Here is a 22478-nt window from a genome sequence, read left to right as displayed (position 1 = left end):
TCAATAATATTCGTTCTCATTGCTAAGAAGATAGTAATCGGTTACGATAATCTTATGCTGCATAAGGTATAGCTAATATTATCCTTCCATTATTTGCAGTTGAACGACGCTGGTTCTTACAGGAATGGAGCAAAATTATCTTTTTCTTCCTGTGAGAGCGGAATAAAGGTGATAAGATGAATGAAAGAAAGCGACAAGTTTTAGTTACTGCACAACAACTTTTCATCGAGAAAGGGTTCTCTGCTACTTCCATACAAGATATTTTAGAGGAATCAAACATTTCAAAGGGAACATTTTATAACTATTTTTCCTCGAAGAATGAATGTCTAATAGCAATATTAGAATATGTTAATGAGGAGACATTTGTTAGGCGAAGAGAAATTCTTATTGGACAAAACCTTTCTGATAAAAAAGTTCTTGCAGAACAAATAGCAATTCGTATGCACATTAATCGCGAACAGAATCTATTTCTTCTGTTTGAAGCTATTTTCCATTCCGGTGACGATGAACTAAGAGATTTTGTCAAAAAAAATCATTTAGCCGAATTATTTTGGCTAAGAGATAGACTAATTGATGTATATGGCAAAGCATCTGCTCCCTATGCACTTGATTGTGCAGTCCTTCTACTTGGCATGATGCAACATATTATTCATATTTGGACTGCCTCATCAAAGAATTTAAGTGATATTACTGAGCTTGTAGCCTATGTGATTAGAAGAATAGATGCGATTGTACCACAATTGATACATTCAAAAGACCTGCTTTTAGATGACGATGTACGAAGCACATTAGCGAGAAACATAGGTGATAAGAAAGGATCCAAAGACCAACTTTTAACTGAATTAAATGGCTTCCACCAAAAACTTGATACGAATACTACATCAAGCGGTCTGGAGTACTTGCTATTTCTACTTGAAGAATTAAAAAAAGATGATCCTAGATATTTCCTGATCGAGACAATTTCGCACTCATTTAAAGAAGTATTTAAAACAACGCCCCATGAAGTAGAGGCCAGAGAAATAGCCTTCAAGCTATGGAATTTTGTAGATTCTACAAACACAAAAGAATAAGATGATCTGTAACTAGGAGCAAGCTCGATAGATTGAGATTGCTCCTTTTTGTTTTCTAAATATAGATTATCCAATTCAGACTGCCTTTTCACGTTTGACTTTCACTTGTTCTCTATACTTTCTCATAAAATAAAACAATTGAAATAATTAATTCTACTACTAAACAGAACATATATTTTGTTGTACAATGTAATAGTCTGTTTTTCTATAATCTCGTATAGGATGGAGGGAGTACTACTAAATGAATGGTACAGCACATGCAACAATTGGAGCAGCAACAGGATTTATTATAGCAAACAACCTTCAATCTACTCCTTCTCAAACACTTTTACTAATCGGGATCGGTACCGTATCAGGTTTACTTCCTGATCTTGATATCGATGGTAAATTAAGAGGAAAGATAACCTTATCTCATAAGATGTTTCGAGCGGTTGCACAATTAATTGGTGTTTTGCTTATTTGCTATAGTTTCTATGAAGGAGCAAATAATGAAAGGTACATTGGGATGGGAATCGGTTTAGCACTGTTGGCATTATCTTCATCGATCAAGCAAAAGCATATGCTAACCATTACCGGGATTGGTATACTAGCGGGTGGACTATCCTTACAGGAAATGTGGTTACTATTGCTAGGAATCTATATTCTTATTGCTTCCTTTGTAGCACACCGTACATATACGCATTCTATCTTGGGGGTTATTTTCTTTGGGTTTATTGCTGCTAACCTAGAATCCTCACTTGCTGTTGACGGCGTTTACTATACCTGCCTCATTGGGTATATTAGCCACTTAGTTGGAGATAGCAAGTTCCTCCCGTTTAACAAACGAGGCATTAAGCTTTTTCTACCAATTTGGTCAAAGGACATGTAAGTAAGTTAGGAGTTAGTGATAGCATTTTCTCCAAATGCCACTAACCTCTTGCTCTTCATCCCATGAAGTTCAGATTCAGTCGTAACTAGGTACGGTTGCTTCAAACCAACCTATGTATCTTCTACCAGTTCTCTATTAATATAGTGTTCCCACATGCTTCCATATGCTTTGTTTTCCCTCATGTCCCTTCTTGTTGATGGAAAATTAGATCAACAAATAATTGCTACTATACTTTTTTCAACTCATTCAGTTTTCAGTTGTTTCCAAATAGAATTGCACTAAAGCTCCCATAAATTAGATTTAATGCCGCATGGCCATCTCTTCAGCCTTCTTTTTTGCTTTAAATACGAAGAAATAGTATTTGTCTTCATCATCGTGTACGATGATGAAGACATAATTATTTTTATTACGGAGTGATTACATGAAAAAGGTATTATTTATTCTATTGATGGGGGCTGCTGTTACAATTTTTCTCATATCGAATAGTGCTAATGCAGGGCAGGAAAAGGTCATATATGTATCTATAAATGGAAATGATCAAAATGATGGTACAAAATTAAAGCCATTTCGCACGCTAAATAAAGCCGCTACAAAAGCTAGTGCAGGAACTACTGTCTTCATACGAAAAGGAACTTACAACGAAAAGCTTGTCGTTAAACATAGTGGTACAAAAACAAAACCAATTACTTTTAAAGCCTACAAAAACGAGAAGGTAGTTGTTAGTGGAAAGGACCTAAAGGATGCTGAAGAGAATACTTCGTTAGTTACAATAAATAATAAAAACTATGTTACAGTTAGTGGTTTAATCATACAGGATTTAACTAGTAATGTAACAAATGAAACAGTAATGGGAATTTATGTGACAGGTTCTAGCAGTCATATTACTTTAGAAAATAACCATGTGCAGCGTATTGAAACTCATGCAAATGATGGAAATGGGCATGGAATTGCGGTATATGGAACCTCTCCAATGGTAGACATAAACATTTTAAATAATACAGTGGAAGATTTAAAGCTTGGCTCAAGTGAATCGATTGTACTCAATGGTAATATAAATGGCTTTAAAATAGAACATAATCTTGTTCGCCGAAATGATAATATAGGCATTGATATTATCGGTTATGAAGGGATATCTAATGATAAGAAAAATGACTATGCACGAAATGGCTTCATAAAGAATAATCAAGTTTATGATATTTCCTCTTACGGAAATCCAAGTTATGGAGAAGATTATAGTGCAGGTGGTATTTACGTAGACGGCGGAAAAAATATAACTATTGAAAAGAATACCATCTATCATTGCGATATCGGTATTGAAGCAACCTCTGAACATGCTGGGAAATATGCGGAGCATATTACAATTAGAAATAATATTATTTATGAAAACTATTACACAGGCATATCAATTGGCGGATATGATAAAGAACGAGGTGGTACGAAAAATTCCATTATCTCCAAAAATATTATTTATCGAAACGATACGAAAGGGTTAGACGGGGGACAGCTTTTATTACAGCATAATATTAAAAAAAATGTGATTGAAAAAAACATTTTAACTGCTGGACCATCTCGTCTATTTATTGCTAACCATTTTACAACAAATTATGCCAACAAGTTAATAATGAATGTATTTCATAAGGAAGTAGGAAGAACAGGTATTTGGGTATGGAAAGAAGAAGCATACACTTCTTTTCCTGAATTTAAAATTACTTCAAAAAGCGATTTAAAATCCAGTTACCTAGACCCAAAATATGAAAATGAAAACCAATATAATTTTAATTTAAAGAAGGATTCACCTGCAAAAAATATTGTAGAGAACTAAGTGCTATAAGTTCCTGTAAAAGAGGCTACATAGTAAGGGCTGTCACCAAAAAGCCAGTTTAAATTTCGGGAACAGCCCTGTTCGTCTATCAGCTATCAGCAGATTTACTGCATCATTATTGTGTTTCCAGTTCAATCCGTTGTTGTATCGCCATCATCTCTTTCGTGAGCAATGTGATCCTATTTAAAATGGAAGGATCTACGATTTCATTATCATCATTATATGAGTCATTATGAATAAAAACACTACAAGACGGTACGATCCCTTTTAAATAAGAAAGTATCGGTTTAAGCTGGTATTCAGACACAAGAAAATGCTTTTCAGATCCGCCCGTTGTTATAATTCCTGTCACTTTAGATTTGAAAGCGTCCACAGGAAAATGATCGAGCAGGTTTTTTAACACACCTGAGATCGAAGCTTGATATATTGGGGAGCCAAATACAATGATATCTGCTGCTAAGACTGTATTTACAACATACCAAGTATCTTCGTTATAATAAGCTAAAGGGGTTCCACGAACAAATTCAACTTCATAGTCTTTTAAATCGATTAACTCTGTCTCGACATCTTTTTGCTGGCGTTTTGCAGCAAGTAAAACCTCGTGCACAGCTTGTGAGGTTTTCTCTCCAACTATTGATCCGGAAATTCCAACAATTTTCACTGGTTTCCCCCCTTTTTTATATTCTGTATATGTATGGAATAATGCGCCAGAATAGCACATCATTCCATTTATTTGCATTATTTCACAGCTAACTCATATTTTTCAGCAACTACGTCCCAATTAATAATATTAAAGAAATTCTCAATGTATTCTGGACGTCGGTTTTGATACTTAAGGTAATAAGCATGCTCCCACACATCAATACCTAAAATCGGTGTTTTTCCTTCTGAGATTGGGTTGTCTTGATTTGGTGTACTTATTACTTCTAGCTTACCAGTTTGATTAACAACTAACCATGCCCATCCAGAGCCAAAGCGAGTTGTCGCTGCATCAGCGAATTTTTGTTCAAAACTGCTAATACTTCCAAATGCTTCTTTTATCGCTTCTGCCAGTTTTCCAGCAGGTTCAGCTGCTTCTTTACCTGGTGCGATAATTTCCCAGAAAAGCGTATGGTTTAAGTGTCCTCCACCATTATTACGTACCGCTGTGCGGATATCTTCTGGTACTGCTTCCAAATTACTAATAATTGCTTCTAATGATTTGTCTGCTAATTCAGCCTTACCTTCTAGTGCAGCATTTAATTTGTTTACATATGTTTGATGGTGCTTCGCATGATGAATCTCCATAGTAGTTTGATCGATGTACGGCTCCAATGCATTTGTTGCATACGGTAGTTCAGGTAATTCAAATTTTGCCATAAAAAATTCCTCCATCCTTTTTATTTTGTACTTATTATACTTATTGGTATAATAAGTATACAAAAAGGATATCGCATCAATTTGTTAAAAGCAATTTATATGCTCAAAAACCCTAATAATTTTGTTGGTCACATAGTTTCTTTTTGCTTTTAACTATTGCTACTTTTTTATACAATAAAGGAAATCTATATTCTGCCATATCAATGACCAGGTTTAGTATGAGCCTAGACTTGTTGCTTCTTATACAGACAGTGACCGTAATTTCCTAAAAAGAGGTGTTAATTATGGAAAGGATTACTACGAAAGATAAGATACTTCATCTATTAAAAAAAGAGGTTAAATTGACTGTTGGTGAACTGAAAAGGCATTTGAATATCACAGATATGGCAGTTCGAAAGCATCTTTCTATTATGGAAAAAGACGGGCTTATCTTTTCAGAAGAAGTAAAACAATCGATGGGAAGACCGATGCAACAGTATTCGTTATCGGAAAAAGGCGAATTATTGTTTCCAAAAAGCTATGAAGGGTTAAGTGTAGAATTTTTAAACGATATTAGAGATTTGCATGGAGATGATTCCATTCAGCGATTATTTCAAAGACGAGAAAATCGTTTAACGAACGAATATAATATTCGGATGTACCAAAAATCCCCATCTGAAAGAATAAAAGAAATGGAAATGATTCAAAATGAAAAAGGTTATATGGCGGATATCACAAAGATTGACGCAAACACCTATGAGCTTACTGAATATAATTGTCCTATTATGGCAGTTGCTAAAGAATACAAAATTGCATGCCGATGTGAAACCTCCATGTTTCAAAAGGTATTACAAACGGATAATGTTACACGAACAAGCTGCAAAACAGAAGGAAATGATCACTGTCGGTTTTTAATAGCATTTTAATACCGATTGTAATCATTTCCCTTTTCATTCAATAGAAATATAAAGTGAAACTTCAATCAGTGGGGGGTGGTTTATCAACCCACTGATTGTTAGGTGAACCGCTTGAAGCGGCGATCTTATTGCTAGTTATATGCGGGATAAAAATGTTAAAAGACTACTTTTACACTTGTTGTTTATACCATGCTAATAAATATTCTGCGAGTTTTTTTGGTGTATTGCGAAAAGCATCATTCGTACTTCCAGCCATATGAGCAGTAATTGTCACATTATCTAATTGTAAAAATGGACTACTATCTCCTAATGGTTCATGATCAAATGTATCAATCGCTGCTCCCGCAATTTCTTTATGCTGTAATGCTTTAATAAGGTCTGCTTCCTTCATAAGTGCTGATCTAGCAGAGTTAATGACTACAGCCGTATTCTTCATTTGTTGGAAATGCTCATAGCGAATCATATGCTTCGTTTCATTCGTCAATCGACCATGCATAGAAATGATATCTGATTCGGTAAGCACCGTATTTAAATCAACCTGTTCAAACGTTGTTTGCCCATGAAAATACGGGTCGTAGAAAATAATTCGAGCATCAAATCCACTTAAGAAGCGACCAACTAATTGGCCAATGTTTCCAAATCCGATTAAGCCAATTGTCCTCTCTTCAAGTTCAGGTATAAAGGAACTATTCGGAAAGTCTTTACGCCATTCACCTTGTTTTAGAGAAGCATGAGATCTTGCAATATTACGAATTTCTGATAAGATGAGTCCAACCGTAAACTCAGCTACACTTCGCGCGTTGCGTCCTGGTGTATTCACCACTTTAATATGCTTTTCTCTGGCTATATCATTATTTACGTTTTCTGTTCCCCCACGAAGTACACCTATTACTTTTAAATTGGTTGCAGAAGAAATTACCTTCTTATTTATAGGAGCAAATTGTGTAATGATCATATCAAACGTATCCATATCCTCTAGTAAGTCGTTCGGTACGTCAACAACCTCACTCCCGCCTTGTTCAATCGCTAGATTATCCTTTTGCAACTGCTCTAAATTTTCATGTTTCCATTCACGTATCGTAACTTCGATACCAGCTTCCTTTAATTTGGTTAGACCTTGTTCCATCATTTCTTTTGTAATAAATAAGTCAGCAATGGCTAAACATTTCAATTTCCATAACCCCTTTTTTGTTTTAATGTTTATCGCATCAACATGCCACCTGTAGCATCAATGGTTGCACCAGTAAGGTAGTTTACCTTCTCTGAGACTAAGAAAGTTGCTATATCAGCAATTTCTCTAGGTGATGCAACACGCCCCAGCGGAATACGATTCATGTAGTATTCTTTATTTTTTTGTAATGAGTCTTTAATCATATCTGTTTCCACTATCCCTAAAGCAAGGTTATTTACATTTATTTCGCTTTTTGCTAATTCACGTGCAAGCGAAATCGTAAAACCAACCATTCCAGCTTTACTTGCTGCATAGTGAGCATGACCAGTTGTCGATCCATGAAATGCTGCTTGCGAGGTAATATTAAGAATCTTTCCTGATTTCTTTTTGTCTAAGCAATGATTAGAGAAAGTTTTACATGTTTGAAATACACTGGTTAAATTAATATCAAGAGTTTCCTTCCAATCCTCCAATCGCATATCTTTCACGTAACTTGTCGGCCATACACCTGCATTATTAATCAAAACGTCTACATCACCGAAATACGCAATACTTTTAAGCACTACTTCTTTTGCTGCATGAGCATCCGCAAGATTCACTTGAAAAGCTACGGCTTTGCAGCCCAAAGCTCTAATTTCACTTACTACACCTTGGGCTTTTTCTTGACTTCCTTGATAGGTAATAGCTATATTAGCACCTTCTCTTGCTAAAGCTAGTGCTGTTTCCCTACCAACGCCTCTTGAACCTCCAGTAATAATGGCTACTTTTTCTTTTATCCCTAAATCCATCGCTACTACACCCCTACCTTCCAAATTTGCTCCATCTTCTCTAGCGTTTCTTTATAAAGCTTATATTTTGTTGCATACACTTCGGCTCTGTTCGGATTTGGCTTAATGATATGTTCTACATGTACCATATTTCTAGCAGCTTCATCGATTGATCGGTAATATCCAGTCATTACCCCTGCACACATTGCTGTTCCAAGCGTTCCATGTTCTTTGACTTCAACAATTTCCAGTGGGATTTGTAGACAATCAGCAAACATTTGTAACCAAATAGCTGATTTAGTTACACCGCCAGCAATTCGCGATGATTCAAGTTGGTCATTATATTTCGTCAATCGTTCAATATGATATAAATGACTAAAAACAATACCTTCATACACCGCTCTTAAGAAATGCTTCAATTGATGCCAGCTATTCATTCCGATAAAACAAGAATTGGCATTCGGCACTGTATTGGAACCGAATAAAAATGGAAAAAACAAAAGATTACTCTCCTCAGGCTCAGTTGAAGCTACTAGTTCGTTACAAAGGTCATATATAGAACTTCCTTGTTTTTCAGCTTCTTGTTTTTCTACAGACATAAATTTTTCAATAAACCATTCCAAATTACTTGCTGAAGTTGGGCTTGCTTCTGTTGTAAGCCAATAATCAGACAAACAATAAATAGAAGTCATAAATAAATCCTTGTCTACAATTGGTTTCCTAGTAATATATTCATTTATACTCCAAGTCCCCGCTACAATGCATAATTTATCTTCTTCAACCAAGCCTGATGCTACAGCCGACGCCGCGATATCAAATATTCCTCCTGCAATTGGCGTCCCCTCCTTCAGCCCTGTTGCTAATGCAGCTTCTTTCGTAACATATCCGCAAATATCGGTTGATTGCTTAAGAGGAGGTAGCTTTGGCAACATTTTACTTAAACCAAAAAATTCAAGTAAATGCAGATCATAGCACTGATCTTTTACATTGATTAGATTCGTACCTGAGATATCAGTCAATTCCAAATAGGCTTCTCCAGTTAATTTAAACCTAATGAGATCTTTAACCATGAATACATAATCCGTTTTTTCTATTACCTCGGGTTTATTATCTTGCAACCACGCTAACAACGCTACCGGTTGGCCTGCCCACACAGATTGCATTGTTTTCGGCAATATTTCTGATTCAAACCTCGGATTAGCGTACCATTTCTCAATATAGCTTTTCGCACGGTTATCGGTAGAGATAATACCATTGTAAGTAGGGTCACCACTTTTGGTTGTTAAATATAAACCGTTACCATGTCCAGTAATGGAAACTCCAGCTATTTGTTCTGAATCAATGTTTGATTTCTTTAGTACCTCTTTAATAACCGTTACGTTGGCATTCCATAACTCATTAATGTCACGCTCTGTATGAAATGGCTTTGGCATAATCATCGTTGTCTTTTGAGAAGCAATTGCCACTTCTTTTCCAGATAGCGAATAGAGTGCTGCCTTTGTAACTGTTCCCCCATTATCAATACCTAGTAAATACTTATTCAAAAAAATCATTCCTCCCTATCCAAAAAATGATGCAATTTTAATTAATAACCAACCTAGCGGCGTTGAAGCTCCACCAACAAGATTTGCAAGCTCTGTTGTATCGCTTATGTTGTCAGGTAAAGTAACGTTTGCTAGATTAGCAGCTTCCGTAAAAGCAGTAGCGATATCTGTTCCGATATATAACACCATCGTCATAATTACCAGCCCTGTAATGTATAACCGAACCATATTTTGTTTTAAATAAGGTGCACACATCGCAAACAAAAATGAAAGCGATGCCAAGTCAGTGAATGGTAATAATCGGTTGCCAGGTAGGATAATTGCAAGTAAAAGCGTAGATGGTATCATCAACAAACCGGTTGCAAGTACAGCAGGATGACCAATTAACAACGCTGTGTCCATAGCAATGTAAAACTCTCTATCTGGAAACTTTCGTTTTAAAAACGATTCTGCTGCTTCACGAATTATTGATAATCCCTCTACAAGTACGTCAACCATCTTAGGTAAAAGTACCATTACCGCTGCTACTGTTACAGCTAACGTTAAAACAGAGCTTATATTAAATCCCGCTAAAATCCCTAACAGTGCTCCAATGATCGCCCCCAATGTAAGGGGTTCTCCCAATATCCCGAATTTTTTAGTAATCGATTCAGGATCTGCCTCCACTTTACGTAATCCGGGTATACGCTCGATTATCCAATTTATAGCTATTCCAAATGGCACAAAAACTGCTGTAGTCCCGTGTGGGAATGATATCCCTTTTAAATTATAGTCTGATTGGATCCGTGGAGCAGTTACATCGCCAATGATCAAAACCACTATAAAATGAAGCAGTGATGCAACAACAGCTATCGATATACTCCCAGTTATACTATAAACGAGTGCACCTGTTATCATGAATATCCAGAAGTTAAATATATCAATATTGACTGTTTTTGTTATATTAAACACTAATAGAATTATATTTACTAGGATGATGCTAATTACTGCAAAAGGAACAATCGGTGTTCCCCAGCCAATTGCAGCTGCTACTGGCCACCCCGGATCGATCACCGTCAGTTGCAAATCAAATCGCTTTACCATTGCTTCTGCTGCAGGTCCCATACTCTCAAGAAGAAGTGTAATGATTAGATTTATACCCATAAAACCAATTCCTACAAGCATGGCAGCTTTAAAAGCACGACCTAACCTAATCCTAAAACATAGTGCTAAAATTAAGAAAATAATTGGCATCATAACTGACGGACCTAGATCAATAACCCAGTTTATTATTTCCATCCTTCTATTCCCCCTTTTTTTGTGCATGAAAAAACCCCCAAAGAAGACAGCCCTTTGTCTGTCAGCTTTGAGGGAATTATCACCTAATCACAAATACCCCTTCGCTATTTTGTTTTACCAAAGCTCTCTATTACTTGTCGTCACAGCAACAAATCCCCCATGAAGAATTTTATTTATTTTATCTTTTGTATCTAGAAAACCACCCGCAAGCAGGCTTGCTTCTGGGACGATGGATTGAATCCGTTCGACAAAATGAATAGCAAACGGTCCTGGTAAAATTTCAACACCATCAAAATGCGTATTTTTTAACGATTTCAATGACTGATCCAACGAACGAGAATCAAACAAGAAGATACGATAGATTGTCAGCATTCCCATTTTACTTGCAGCGTTTAATACACGTTGATTCGGAGAAATAACCCCATCGACTTTAAACATCTCTTTTAACCATTTAACACCCTTCGTATCTTTCGTTAACCCTTCAACCAAATCTAAATGTACGATGACTTTTTTACCAGCTTGGTGACAACGATTCGTTAGCTCTTTTAAATTGCCAATATGCACTTCAGAGAGAAATATATATGTTGACTTACTTGAAAGCGCACTTTGCAAATCCTTTAGTTGTCTTATAGAAGGGATTACAGTCTTTTGCGAAAACATCGCCCTCACCCCTTTTTTAAAGCGCTTGCAACTATTACTCTAGAAAACTTCAAAAAAAGTGTCAAGCTCTACGTATTTTACTAGCTATTATGTCTGATAAACTTCATACGCTTCTTCAGCTGTACCATTTTTATGAATAATTGTATTCAAACCAGCTACCACTTTTGATGGGTGTTCATTTTGCGTAATATTACGTCCTACAGCCACGCCTTTCGCTCCAGCATCCATACAATGCTTAACAAACTTAAAATAGGCTAACATGTCATTTGTCTTAGGTCCACCTAAGGCAAGCACAGGTCGTTGAGCAGCTTTCACAATCTCTACGTCACTAGCTTCACCAGAAAATCTAGTCTTAATAATATCAGCACCGAGCTCCGTCCCCATTCTTCCTGCAGAGGCGATGACTTCCGGTTGATTGGAGGCTTCACTACTTATCGCATAACCAAATGGTAATGTTTCGCACATAAATGGCATATTCCACTTATCTGCTTCACGTGCCAAATTAGCAGCTATTTGATGTGAACTTGCTTCATTCGTAGTTCCTGGAAACGTCATTGAAATCACACCATCAGCACCGAGTTTTAATGCATCTTCAACTGTAATTAATCCAGTTGTATTTGGAACACTTGCATCAAACAGTTCTGTCGATATATCCGCACGTACTACCATGCCGACATTGGTAAAAGTATCAGCATATGTTTTAGCCATGCCATATGTCACAAGTACTGCATCTAGCCCATTTTCAATCATGCTTGGCAATTGAGCGATTGCCTTATCAATACCGGTCGTTTTCGTTGAAAAATAATACCCATCAAGAGCCAACGTTATTGACTTTCCATCTTTTGCAAATAGATTTGCCATTCGTCTAGTTTTTTGCATGCTATCTCCCCAATTTCTATAATATAGACAACAAAAAATCCCCACAACCAACTGACAGTTAACTGCCAATTATTGCAGGGATTCACCTAAGCACATACCCAATTGTTAATGCTATTTTGTTGTCGACTTTCATTAATTTTATCATATAGGATGGAGAACTATCTGTCAAGACCATTTGAATGCGCTTTCCTGAGGCGTTAGCAACATATAGCCTTAAAAAGGCAAGATGCTTTTGTAAGGGAAAGCTTTTACCTTAATGAATTAAAAGAAGTATTCTGCTTCTTTCTTTTCGCGAATAGCTGTATATGTTTCGGTTAATACAATTGTATCTTCCACTAAACGGTCAACTCGGAATCGCACATCATCATTAATTATTTCTTTTTGATAAAAGTCCTGTTCCTCAATAAATACATAAGACGGAACTATCTGTGCTTTCATATACGTTAAAATTGGTTTCAGTTGTTGTTCAAGGACCAAATAATGTTTTGGCGAACCAGCAGTTACTAGCATACTTACAACTTTATCAAGAAATGCGTTTACTGGAAGTAAATCAAATATATTCTTTAACGTAGCTGGAATCGATGCTTGAAATATAGGTGTTCCGATAATAATTGCATCTGCCTCCATAATTAATTGGGTAACATATTTTGTATCCCCTTCATAATCTAAATAATGACGGCCGTCACTGAACTGAACGTCATATTCTGCTAAATCCATGAAAGTAACGCCTACATGTGGATACGTATTCTTAATTGTTTTCATCGTATACTTTATAGCCGTGCTCGTTTTCGTACCAATCTTTGACCCAGACATCGCAACAATTTTCATTTTTTCCTCCTATTTTTCTGCTGTATATTTTTTAATGGCTGGTAGAATTTCAGCACCAATGATCTCGATATTTTTCTTTAAACGATCAAATGGAACACCACCAAAATCAATTTGGGCAATATAACGTTGATGCCCAAATAATTCATGCTGGTATAAGATTTTTTCAATAATCTGTTGTGGACTACCTATATTCATAACATTATGCGGATCTGCTCCTTGTGCAAAATGCTGTTTAGGAAATCCTTGTCCATTCGTTAGCTTCATTCCTTCATTTATATGAGGATACATTTCACGTAAAGCTTGCTGGGAAGTTTCTGCTGCATAAAAGAAGCCAGCAGTCGCGACTGGTAGCTTAGATGAATCGTGCCCACTTTTATTAGCAGCTTCACGATATGCATCAATCGAACGTTTAAAGCTTGTAGCTGGACCACCTAAATGAGCAAGAAACATTGGAACTCCAGCGTAACCAGCCTTGATGGCGCTAGCCGAAGAACCACCAACAGCTCGCCAAATTGGCATAGAATCATTTTTCGGACGTGGGAGAACTTCAGCGCTATTTAACGGCGCACGAAATTCACCTTGCCAATTAACTATCTTCTCTCGATTGATTTTTAATAACAATTCGAACTTTTCCTCAAACAATGCTTCATAATCGTGTACATCATAGCCCAATAAATCAAATAATCCAATCCTTGATGCACGCCCAGCTACAATCTCAGCTCTTCCCTTTGAAATGAGATCAATGGTTGCAAAATTCTCATATACTCGTACTGGATCAGATGTGCTTATAATCGTCGAAGAACTTGCAAGCTTTATCTTTTCTGTTGCTTGGGCAATTGCTGCTAATACTACGGCGTGTGCCTGCGTTGCAAAATACTCCTGATGGCTCTCCCCAACACTAAAGAAATCGATACCTGCTTGTTCAGCTAACTTAGCAAATTCAATTATTTCATGTATACGTTCTTGTGCAGAGATACGTTCTGCTGTTTTAGGATTTGGCAGGTGGTCCCCTAGTGTATAGATGCCAAACTCCATTCCTTTACGTCGATCAATGCGATAAGTTTCCATTGTTCATCCACCTTTCCAATTACCTCCCTCTATATACTTTAATTATCTTCAAAATACTCTTGTTTTCTTAGAATTAATCAAGCACCATTTCATTGAATGTATTGATGGATAAAGCGTTTAATCAGAGTACAGAATATTCTAACCGGGTTTTATCCATCCTAACAGCCAAATTGTGTACATTTGGTTGAAAAGGGATATAACCATGCCCTCATTCTCCACACCGCTTATGGTCGCTCACCCTCCCATGTATCACGGGATTTTAATCCATACATTCCTTCGTCCTGCGTATCCACAAGGTGGAGGTCGGAAAAAGCTCCTATGCTGGGTCTGGTGCCCGAATGGAATAAATAATCTCCGACTCTGCATTATTGGTGTTTGTTCATTCCAAAACTTAGATGCATTTTTTCAACTACTTTGAAATAGCTTAAACTGCCTGCAATTCTTTCATTTGAGTTAAACCTTGTAATAGCTTGCTACCTTCAAATTCACATTGTTTTCTGCCAATCACAAACAGTACACGTAGTAATTTGCCGCACATTGCAATCAATGACTGTTGTTTCTTCAACGGGTTGACGGATCGGGTCGTGTAATATCTGTGCAGGGTCTTGAACGTCGAGTTACTGGCTACTAATGGCCTAACGGCCAGATATAAAGCTTTTCTCAGCTTTTTCCGCCCTCGTTTTGTTATCCTTGTTTGTCCCTTGAACTTCCCTGAACTATGTTCTCGTAACGACAAACCTGCCATATTGACCAGCTGTTGTGGATGGTCATATTTTTTGAGGTCTCCGACCTCAGAGAGAAAGGTGGCTATGGTGATTGGCCCCAGCCCTTTAATATTCATCATTTCCTGGGCGCCTGGAATGTCTTTCATGAGATCTGTAATTTCCATGTCCAGTTCGGTTAATTGGCTCTGATAGAGCTCGTATTGGTCTAAGAGACTGTGTATTTCTTTTCTTGCGAAACGCAATCCAACTTCAATGCCGACACTCTTCCTTGCCTTCTCAATGAACTGAGTTGCACGCTTGATTCCGACGCCTCGCTTAATTGTCGTTTTCCATTGTGCTAATACTTCCTCCGGAGTCACGCCTCGGAGGTCGGATGGAAACGGAAAGTTACGTAAGCTGAATAAAGCTGTCTTGCCTTCCCAGTCTTTGAATACATCATTAAACTCTGGGAAATATCGCTGAATATGGTTTTGAATGCGTCCTTCAATGATAATCAGCTGTTTGACGAGTTGATCTCGTAATTTGATCCCTTCCCGCAGTTCGGCATAAATGCCATCGAGAAGATTTGGTACGGAGTATCGTCCGTCTTTTATCAGCTGTGCAATGACACGCGCATCCTTGGTGTCATTTTTCGTTGGTGAGTTATCATCGAGTTCTTTGGACTTTTTCACGTGCATAGGGTTTACCAGCACAAAGTTAATATCTTTTGCTTTCAGATAATAAGCAAGGCTCAGCCAAAAGTGTCCTGTTGGCTCTGCACCGATGATTAATTCACTTTTACGGTGTTCTTTTTGAAGTCTGGAGACCCAGTTTAAAAGCTGTTCAAAGCCATGAACGCGATTGTCGAAGATCAGTCGTTTTCCAAATTCAAACCCTCGGTCATCCTGCGCACGTGCCACGTGTTTGTTTTTAGCGATGTCGATTCCTACAATTAATGTTTCTGGTGTGATTTGCGATAGTTTGTGATTTTGATTATAATTCATAGTGGGTCCTCTCCTTGGTATTTATTAATTTCGGGGTCAATGCGCATTGACACCCTGTACTATACCAAGGGGGCTCTTTTTTGTTCAACCCTCAAATTTCTTCATTACAGGAATGCTCTTATAGTGTTATTGTAGTTTATAACCATCACAAATATAAGTACGCACTTTAAGGTGACCTAGTATACAAAATGATACTTAGGAGGAATAGAATGGATAAAATACCAGAAGAATGTCGTGTAGAAGATGCTTTAGGTATACTTGTTGGTAAATGGAAACCAATAATCCTTTTATATTTATTACAAGAAGGAACGAAACGCTTTAATGAGCTAAGAAAAAGGATGCCCGAGATTACCCAAAAGATGTTAACGAAGCAATTGAGGGAATTGGAAGAAGAAGATATTATTCAGCGGGTGGTTTACCCACAGGTTCCCCCTAAGGTGGAATATTCCATTACGGAGTACGGAAAAACCTTAGAACCAATTTTGGAAGCCATGCATGAATGGGGAACTAAACATACATTGCATAAATTAAAAAAAGAGGAACATAGAATGAAATAACCACTATTAACGGAAGCTTGAAGACAAGCGTATTTTAATTAAAGAATAGTACGCATAACTAATATGATAAAGTGAAACTTCAATCAGTGGAGATATTGTATATTCTCCCACTGATTGTTCGTACCACAAGGGTATGACCTAAAGGCCCTAGAACCAATCGGACATTTACTGGCAGTCAATCCCCTCTTATTCATATTGGTTCCACTTTATTGAAATGGGATCTTACTGCCAGTTAGATGTGGGATAAAGTTTCTCCGGAAATATACTTCGTTTTCCTTAGGTGGCTAGAGAGCCTCCTCGTGCTGGCACACTGTAAGGTCTCACCGGTATCTTTCCTCTTTAGGATTAAGGAAAGCTTCGGCAGCGATACAGAAAAAGCGCTCTTCTTTTTCAAGAAGTCTCGTATATCTCCGGAGATAGAGTAGTGCCTTAGGTCCATAGAATAGACCCGCCTGTAATAATCGCAATATTTACTTATCTATTGAAAAGGCATAAAGTCTATTCTTTTAATGCTGTTATTAGGACATCTAGGTTTTGATACATAAGTGAAAAATAATCCTGCTCATTTTGTATATCTTCTTCAGTAAGAACAGATAAATTATGCAGGTCAAGCGACTTTACATTTGTTTCATTTTGAATAACTTTCGCTACTTTTGGCTCTACATTCTGTTCAAACAATAAATAGTTAATCTCATGGTCATCGACAATATTTATAACATCCACTAGCTGCTGTTGAGATGGTTCATTGGATGGAGATAATCCAGAAATAGCAATTTGCTTAATCCCATAAGCCTCTTCCCAATATCCATATGCTGCATGGGTAACTAAGATTTCATTTCTACTTTGTGCTTGAATTTTTTCATGATAGCTTTTGTTTAGTTCTTCTAATTTGGATTTCAAATCCGTAAAATTATTTTCAAATTCCGCTTCTGCTTCAGGCTGTAATTCTACTAATAAATCTTTAATATTTTCAGCAATCGTGATAGCTCGATTTGGATCTAACCAGACATGCGGGTCTTTGTCACCATGATTATGGTGATGTTCCTCAGGTTCCTCGTCATGATTATGGGACTCTTGATGTTCATGTGTATGCTCTTCTGTTTCATGGTCTTCCTGTCCATGATCGTGATGGTGCGTTTCTTCTTCCTCTTCCATCTCATTATGATGATGTCCATGGTCATTTTCTTCGACATGACTGTGATGATGCTTATGCTCTAATAAAGGTATTCCTTTAGATGCTTCTAGTACAGTAACACCTTCGTCTTTTAATGCTTCCTTGATACTTTCCGCATAAGCTTCCATTTGGGCTCCGTTGTATATAAATCCATCCGCCTTAGCAATCTCAACCATTGTCTTGGATGTAGGCTCATATGTATGAGCATCTGCACCTAAAGGTAGAATCGATTCCACTTCCACATGCTCTCCACCTATTTGCTCTGTAAAATAGGTCAAAGGATATAACGTTGTATAAATTTGTAACACCTTATGATTTTCACCAGCTTCCGACACAGATAGTTCCTTCGCTACATTGCAGCCAGTCAAAAATAAAATAATAAAAGCAATATAGATACTAAACTTATAATATTTTTTCAAGTCGCTTCTCCTCCTTCATAAAAAACGTAATCATTACGATTTATATGCAAGAGGTAACCAATCAATGTAGGATATAGTTATTATTAATTTTTCCATCCTACCAGCTTGATTTCTTGACTCCTGGTAGTTGCCCCTTATGGGCATAATCTCTAAATGCGATTCGTGACATACCAAATTTCCTTAGGTACCCCTTTGGTCTACCGGTTACTTGACATCGATTTGTTAATCTTGTTGGTGAAGAATCTCTCGGTAGCTTTCGTAATGCTTCATAATCACCTTTTGCTTTTAATTCTCTACGAATCTCAGCATACTTTTTTACCATTGCCTGACGTTTTTTCTCTTTGACTACTTTTGCTTTTTTAGCCACCATATCCCTCCTTTCTAAATTTCATGCTTCAATATAAGAAGTCGCGCATTAAATCGTAATGATTACGATTAAATATTATACTTATAATCGTTGGTTTTGTAAATAGTAACGATTACGTTTTATGAAAGATTAGTTCAAATAGTTGGTTTTCTACCTATAAATGTGTAACCTTGAGATAAGAATAAGAAGGGGTGAATCGAAATGAACCTATCTATACCAGAAGTCACTTTAAATGATGGGATTGCTGTACCTTTTGTCGGTTTTGGTACATATAAACTAAATGGGAATCAAGGTGTAACAGCAATTAGCAATGCGATACATGCAGGTTATCGATTAATCGATACGGCGTATAATTATGAGAATGAAGGAACAGTCGGAGAAGCAGTGCGTCGAAGTTCTGTCCATAGAGAGGATTTAATAATTACATCGAAATTACCAGGTCGTTACCAAGCCTATGACAAGGCTATAACTACTATTCAAGAATCCCTATATCGAGCGAATTTATCTTATTACGATTTATATCTTATACATTGGCCAAATCCAAAGCAGAATACGTATATCGAAGCATGGCAAGCATTAATAGATGCCAAGAAATGGGGACTCATTCGTTCAATTGGGGTATGTAATTTTCTACCTGAGCATTTGGAACGTTTAGAAGAAGAAACTGGTGTGCTGCCAAGCCTCAACCAAATTGAACTACATCCATTTTTCAATCAGGAAGAACAGCGAAAATGGCATGAAAAGCATAACATTCGTACACAATCATGGAGTCCATTGGCGCGAGCAAATGAGGTATTACAAAATGAAATAATTAATGACATAGCGAAAAACCATCAAAAATCTAATTCGCAGATTATCTTACGCTGGCATTATCAGCTTGGTTCTATTGCAATTCCGAAGTCTGCTGCATACGAGCGACAGCTTGAGAATATATCCATTTTTGATTTTTCTTTAGAAGAGTCGGAAATGGAGGCAATCGCAACCCTAACTCGACCGGATGGTAGAAATAAAGACCAAGACCCTGCAACCTATGAAGAATTTTAAGGAGAAACATTGATTAGTCAGAAATAAAACAAGTACTGTCTGACCCTAAAAGAGACAAATACGTCTCTGAGATCAGACAGTATAACCTTTCAAACATTCCGACGTTACCATTGTCTAGCTTTCGAACTCTTTAATTCTGCTATATTCATCCATCATCCATTCCATAATTTGTGAATTTTAGATACATCCGGGTATTACTGATCTGAAGAATGCAAACTGTCTTTCAAAAAAGTTTATGTAGCTACTAATCGGCACCAAGTCAACATGCGGTTAGCAACTTATATCGTTGGTATTCGAAACTGGCAGAGGCTTCTCTTTTAGAGGCTGGGTGTAATTATTAGGAAAATTTCTGAACGACTTCGCTTACAGTATAAACAAAATAGCCGGGATATTTTCAAACGCAGAGTAGAAAGATACATACATTAATTGAGGCTGAGACAAAAGAATGAAGAAACAATAAAACTGAACGTTGATTAGTTGAAATTAATCCGTGCACGCGGAAAGCGGGTATATTTTCACGGGGCGGCGATGATACTTCTATTTATAACATGATTATTCGTATTTTGAGTAAAAAGTTGTGTTTTGTCCCAGCTTCTTTTATTAAAAATAGCATACAGCATATCCCCTAATTGGATTAGTAAAAATAAGGATGTAGATAAAGCTATCATTGACAAATTAGGATACAAAAAACTATGTTTCTCAAAATAAGTAGACATAACATATTCATTTGTAAGTAAGCTTAAGCCTACCGTCCTCACGGAGAAGAATTGTTTTTATACGAACACGCTTTGTATACACCCACAATATTATTAACAAAAATAGATTGACAATTTTATAATTTCTAATTAAAATAATTTTTATTCTTTTAAAAAATGTTATTATTGTTACGACTTTACTAGATGGGGGATACAATATGAGCATCGATATAAAAAAACGAAAAATCAATATTTGGTGGTCACTCGTTCCATTAATAGTTATGATTATTGCAATGCTTTTAACCATTGTTGTTTTTGAAGGTGAACCTCACATACCACTCATTATCGGTACAGGGGTTGCTGCTTTGATAGCTTGGAATCAAGGTTATAATTGGAAAGAAATCGAAGAAATGATGTTTCAAGGAATTAAACTCGCTCTCCCGGCAGTACTTATCATCATGCTTGTCGGACTGACTATTGGTGCTTGGATTGGTGGTGGCGTGGTAGCTACAATGATTTATTTTGGCTTAAAAATTATTTCACCATCCATTTTTTTGGTAACGATTACAATCATATGTGGTATTGTTGCATTGACAGTTGGAAGCTCATGGGCAACAATGGGGACAATCGGTGTTGCCGGCATGGGTATCGGTATGAGTATGGGAATTCCCGTACCGATGGTAGCAGGTGCGGTTATTTCTGGATCCTATTTTGGCGATAAAATGTCGCCACTATCTGATACAACAAACCTTGCATCTGGTTTAACAAACACAGATTTATTTGTGCACATTAAGCATATGTTTTATACAACCTTCCCTGGACTACTGATTTCTCTGTTTGTTTTCGCTTACTTGGGAAAAGATTTCGGCAGGAATACCATTGAGAATGCTAATATTCAACAAACCATTGCAGATATGCAAGCGAATTTTGTTATCTCACCATATCTTTTGTTGATTCCATTACTTGTGATTATTTTGGTAGCATTAAAGGTACCAGCGATTCCTTCAATCGCTGTAGGAATTATTATGGGATTCCTATCTGAAATTATCATTCAAGGAGATACCATAGCCAGCGCACTAAATGTGTTACAAAATGGCTATTCCATTAACACGTCAAATGAGATGGTTTCTGAACTATTTAATCGCGGTGGATTAATGTCAATGATGTATACTGTATCCATGACAATTGTTGCCATGACGTTTGGTGGTATACTGGAATACTCTGGTATGCTGCAAGCCATGATGGATCAGCTTTTGAAAATTGTAAAATCGACTGGTTCTCTTATTGCATCAACGATCGGTGCTTGCTTTTTGACTAATGCTACTTGTTCAGAACAATATATCTCCATCGTTGTACCATCGCGAATGTTTGCCAAAGTATATTATGATAGTGGACTACATTCGAAAAATCTATCCCGATCATTAGAGGATGGCGGTACGTTAACATCTGTCTTTATACCGTGGAATACGTGTGGTGTGTTTATATATGGCACATTAGGTGTACATGCTTTTGCCTATGCACCATACGCTATTTTGAATTTTACAGTTCCATTAATCGGACTACTCTATGCCTTTACCGGATTTACGATTGTAAAAATGGATAGAAATCAAGCTAATGATATCAATACCTTAGAAAATGAAGAAACTAGAGAAAAGAAAAGTAAACATTATATATAGGTAGAGATAATTATGAAAATAACTGCTATAGAAGTATTGCCAAGTAAAATATAGGCTTGGAACGTATCAAGCTGTCCATAAACATGTCGGCAAAAAACTGCTATTCATGCTGATGTCAACCAAGGCTGGCATTCTTCTGCAGCTACCTTACAAGCTTTAGATAAATTACAACATGTGTCTTTAAACTAGCTTGAGCAGCCAGTTATAGCTGATGATATGGATTCTCTAGCAGAAATAAAATTGAAAACTACTACTCCAATAAGGATTGATGAAGGATTACATGGTTTTAAAAAAATGCGTGAAGTAATAGCCAAGCGCTCACCAGATAAAGTGAATATTAAACTGATGAAATGTGGTGACATGTACCTGCTATAAAGTTAGCCGCGATGGCAGAGACGGCTCGGATAGACTGTCAGATTGGTTCTATGGTAGAATATTCCATCGGGTCTGCTGCCGGCTTTTATATAGCTTTTTAGAAAAAGACAATTACAAGCGTAGAATTAACAGGTCCATTAAAGTTTTCAAAAGACGTTGGCAATTTACAATATAATGTTTCCATTTATTCAATTGAACCAAACACATCGGCCTAGGAATTGATTTGATGAATCCACACTACTTACATTGACAG

Annotated in this window: 20 protein-coding genes and 1 pseudogene; 8 read left to right on the top strand and 13 right to left on the bottom strand. The window is 36.9% G+C overall.

Annotated elements, in window-relative coordinates; all coding sequences use genetic code 11:
- Nucleotides 1-176 precede the first annotated feature (176 nt).
- The 3 genes from D9782_RS12780 to D9782_RS12770 all read left to right on the top strand — a co-directional run bounded on the left by D9782_RS12780 (nucleotide 177) and on the right by D9782_RS12770 (nucleotide 3760).
- On the top strand, nucleotides 177-1070 hold the full coding sequence (locus tag D9782_RS12780) for a TetR/AcrR family transcriptional regulator (RefSeq protein WP_121604934.1): 894 nt from the start codon (nucleotides 177-179) through the stop codon (nucleotides 1068-1070).
- 241 nt (nucleotides 1071-1311) lie between these two features.
- On the top strand, nucleotides 1312-1938 hold the full coding sequence (locus tag D9782_RS12775; RefSeq protein WP_026681696.1) for a metal-dependent hydrolase: 627 nt from the start codon (nucleotides 1312-1314) through the stop codon (nucleotides 1936-1938).
- Between the two features lie 421 nt (nucleotides 1939-2359).
- Nucleotides 2360-3760, top strand: coding sequence for a right-handed parallel beta-helix repeat-containing protein (locus D9782_RS12770; RefSeq protein ID WP_121604933.1), 1401 nt, complete (start codon nucleotides 2360-2362; stop codon nucleotides 3758-3760).
- A 115-nt stretch (nucleotides 3761-3875) separates the two neighbouring features.
- Here the strand turns inward: D9782_RS12770 and D9782_RS12765 are convergent, their stop codons facing one another.
- Nucleotides 3876-4421, bottom strand: coding sequence for an NADPH-dependent FMN reductase (locus D9782_RS12765; protein ID WP_026681694.1), 546 nt, complete (start codon nucleotides 4419-4421; stop codon nucleotides 3876-3878).
- Nucleotides 4422-4498: 77 nt separating this feature from the next.
- Entirely contained in the window at nucleotides 4499-5119 is a 621-nt protein-coding gene (locus D9782_RS12760; protein WP_121604932.1) for a superoxide dismutase, read from the bottom strand.
- A gap of 284 nt (nucleotides 5120-5403) precedes the next feature.
- Here D9782_RS12760 and D9782_RS12755 point away from each other — a divergent pair, with 284 nt between their 5' ends.
- Entirely contained in the window at nucleotides 5404-6024 is a 621-nt protein-coding gene (locus D9782_RS12755) for a helix-turn-helix transcriptional regulator (RefSeq protein WP_121604931.1), read from the top strand.
- Between the two features lie 160 nt (nucleotides 6025-6184).
- Here the strand turns inward: D9782_RS12755 and D9782_RS12750 are convergent, their stop codons facing one another.
- The 9 genes from D9782_RS12750 to D9782_RS12710 all read right to left on the bottom strand — a co-directional run bounded on the left by D9782_RS12750 (nucleotide 6185) and on the right by D9782_RS12710 (nucleotide 15918).
- Nucleotides 6185-7186: a 2-hydroxyacid dehydrogenase gene (locus tag D9782_RS12750; protein ID WP_121604930.1), complete on the bottom strand. Its 1002-nt coding sequence runs from the start codon at nucleotides 7184-7186 to the stop codon at nucleotides 6185-6187.
- A 29-nt stretch (nucleotides 7187-7215) separates the two neighbouring features.
- Nucleotides 7216-7974 carry a 3-oxoacyl-ACP reductase family protein gene (locus tag D9782_RS12745; protein WP_121604929.1) on the bottom strand — a complete coding sequence of 253 codons (759 nt, stop codon included), beginning with the start codon at nucleotides 7972-7974 and terminating at the stop codon, nucleotides 7216-7218.
- Between the two features lie 5 nt (nucleotides 7975-7979).
- On the bottom strand, nucleotides 7980-9497 hold the full coding sequence (locus tag D9782_RS12740) for an FGGY-family carbohydrate kinase (RefSeq protein ID WP_205601731.1): 1518 nt from the start codon (nucleotides 9495-9497) through the stop codon (nucleotides 7980-7982).
- 15 nt (nucleotides 9498-9512) lie between these two features.
- Nucleotides 9513-10775 carry a PTS galactitol transporter subunit IIC gene (locus D9782_RS12735; protein ID WP_026681688.1) on the bottom strand — a complete coding sequence of 421 codons (1263 nt, stop codon included), beginning with the start codon at nucleotides 10773-10775 and terminating at the stop codon, nucleotides 9513-9515.
- A gap of 114 nt (nucleotides 10776-10889) precedes the next feature.
- Nucleotides 10890-11435 carry a glycerol-3-phosphate responsive antiterminator gene (locus D9782_RS12730; protein WP_026681687.1) on the bottom strand — a complete coding sequence of 182 codons (546 nt, stop codon included), beginning with the start codon at nucleotides 11433-11435 and terminating at the stop codon, nucleotides 10890-10892.
- A gap of 87 nt (nucleotides 11436-11522) precedes the next feature.
- A complete protein-coding gene (locus D9782_RS12725) occupies nucleotides 11523-12314 on the bottom strand; it encodes a class I fructose-bisphosphate aldolase (RefSeq protein ID WP_026681686.1) in 792 nt (263 codons plus the stop codon).
- Between the two features lie 261 nt (nucleotides 12315-12575).
- Nucleotides 12576-13142, bottom strand: coding sequence for an NADPH-dependent FMN reductase (locus D9782_RS12720; protein ID WP_121604927.1), 567 nt, complete (start codon nucleotides 13140-13142; stop codon nucleotides 12576-12578).
- A gap of 9 nt (nucleotides 13143-13151) precedes the next feature.
- Entirely contained in the window at nucleotides 13152-14210 is a 1059-nt protein-coding gene (locus D9782_RS12715) for an LLM class flavin-dependent oxidoreductase (RefSeq protein ID WP_026681684.1), read from the bottom strand.
- 424 nt (nucleotides 14211-14634) lie between these two features.
- Nucleotides 14635-15918 carry an IS110 family RNA-guided transposase gene (locus D9782_RS12710; RefSeq protein ID WP_121603878.1) on the bottom strand — a complete coding sequence of 428 codons (1284 nt, stop codon included), beginning with the start codon at nucleotides 15916-15918 and terminating at the stop codon, nucleotides 14635-14637.
- A 209-nt stretch (nucleotides 15919-16127) separates the two neighbouring features.
- Here D9782_RS12710 and D9782_RS12705 point away from each other — a divergent pair, with 209 nt between their 5' ends.
- Nucleotides 16128-16475: a winged helix-turn-helix transcriptional regulator gene (locus tag D9782_RS12705; RefSeq protein ID WP_026681683.1), complete on the top strand. Its 348-nt coding sequence runs from the start codon at nucleotides 16128-16130 to the stop codon at nucleotides 16473-16475.
- A 498-nt stretch (nucleotides 16476-16973) separates the two neighbouring features.
- Here the strand turns inward: D9782_RS12705 and D9782_RS12700 are convergent, their stop codons facing one another.
- Nucleotides 16974-18068, bottom strand: coding sequence for a metal ABC transporter solute-binding protein, Zn/Mn family (locus D9782_RS12700; protein WP_121604926.1), 1095 nt, complete (start codon nucleotides 18066-18068; stop codon nucleotides 16974-16976).
- A gap of 97 nt (nucleotides 18069-18165) precedes the next feature.
- Entirely contained in the window at nucleotides 18166-18435 is a 270-nt protein-coding gene (rpsN, locus tag D9782_RS12695) for a 30S ribosomal protein S14 (RefSeq protein WP_026681681.1), read from the bottom strand.
- Between the two features lie 201 nt (nucleotides 18436-18636).
- Here rpsN and D9782_RS12690 point away from each other — a divergent pair, with 201 nt between their 5' ends.
- The 3 genes and pseudogenes from D9782_RS12690 to D9782_RS12680 all read left to right on the top strand — a co-directional run.
- On the top strand, nucleotides 18637-19479 hold the full coding sequence (locus D9782_RS12690) for an aldo/keto reductase (RefSeq protein WP_121604925.1): 843 nt from the start codon (nucleotides 18637-18639) through the stop codon (nucleotides 19477-19479).
- Nucleotides 19480-20392: 913 nt separating this feature from the next.
- The gene (nhaC, locus tag D9782_RS12685) at nucleotides 20393-21850 is read left to right on the top strand and encodes a Na+/H+ antiporter NhaC (RefSeq protein WP_121604924.1); all 1458 of its coding nucleotides are present in this window, start codon (nucleotides 20393-20395) and stop codon (nucleotides 21848-21850) included.
- Nucleotides 21851-21917: 67 nt separating this feature from the next.
- Nucleotides 21918-22451: pseudogene (locus tag D9782_RS12680) on the top strand (enolase C-terminal domain-like protein); the annotation flags it as partial.
- Nucleotides 22452-22478: the final 27 nt, after the last annotated feature.

This window comes from Virgibacillus sp. Bac332, assembly GCF_003667785.1.
Taxonomy (GTDB): domain Bacteria; phylum Bacillota; class Bacilli; order Bacillales; family Amphibacillaceae; genus Virgibacillus; species Virgibacillus salarius.
This window is presented reverse-complemented; position numbering and strand designations above follow the sequence as displayed.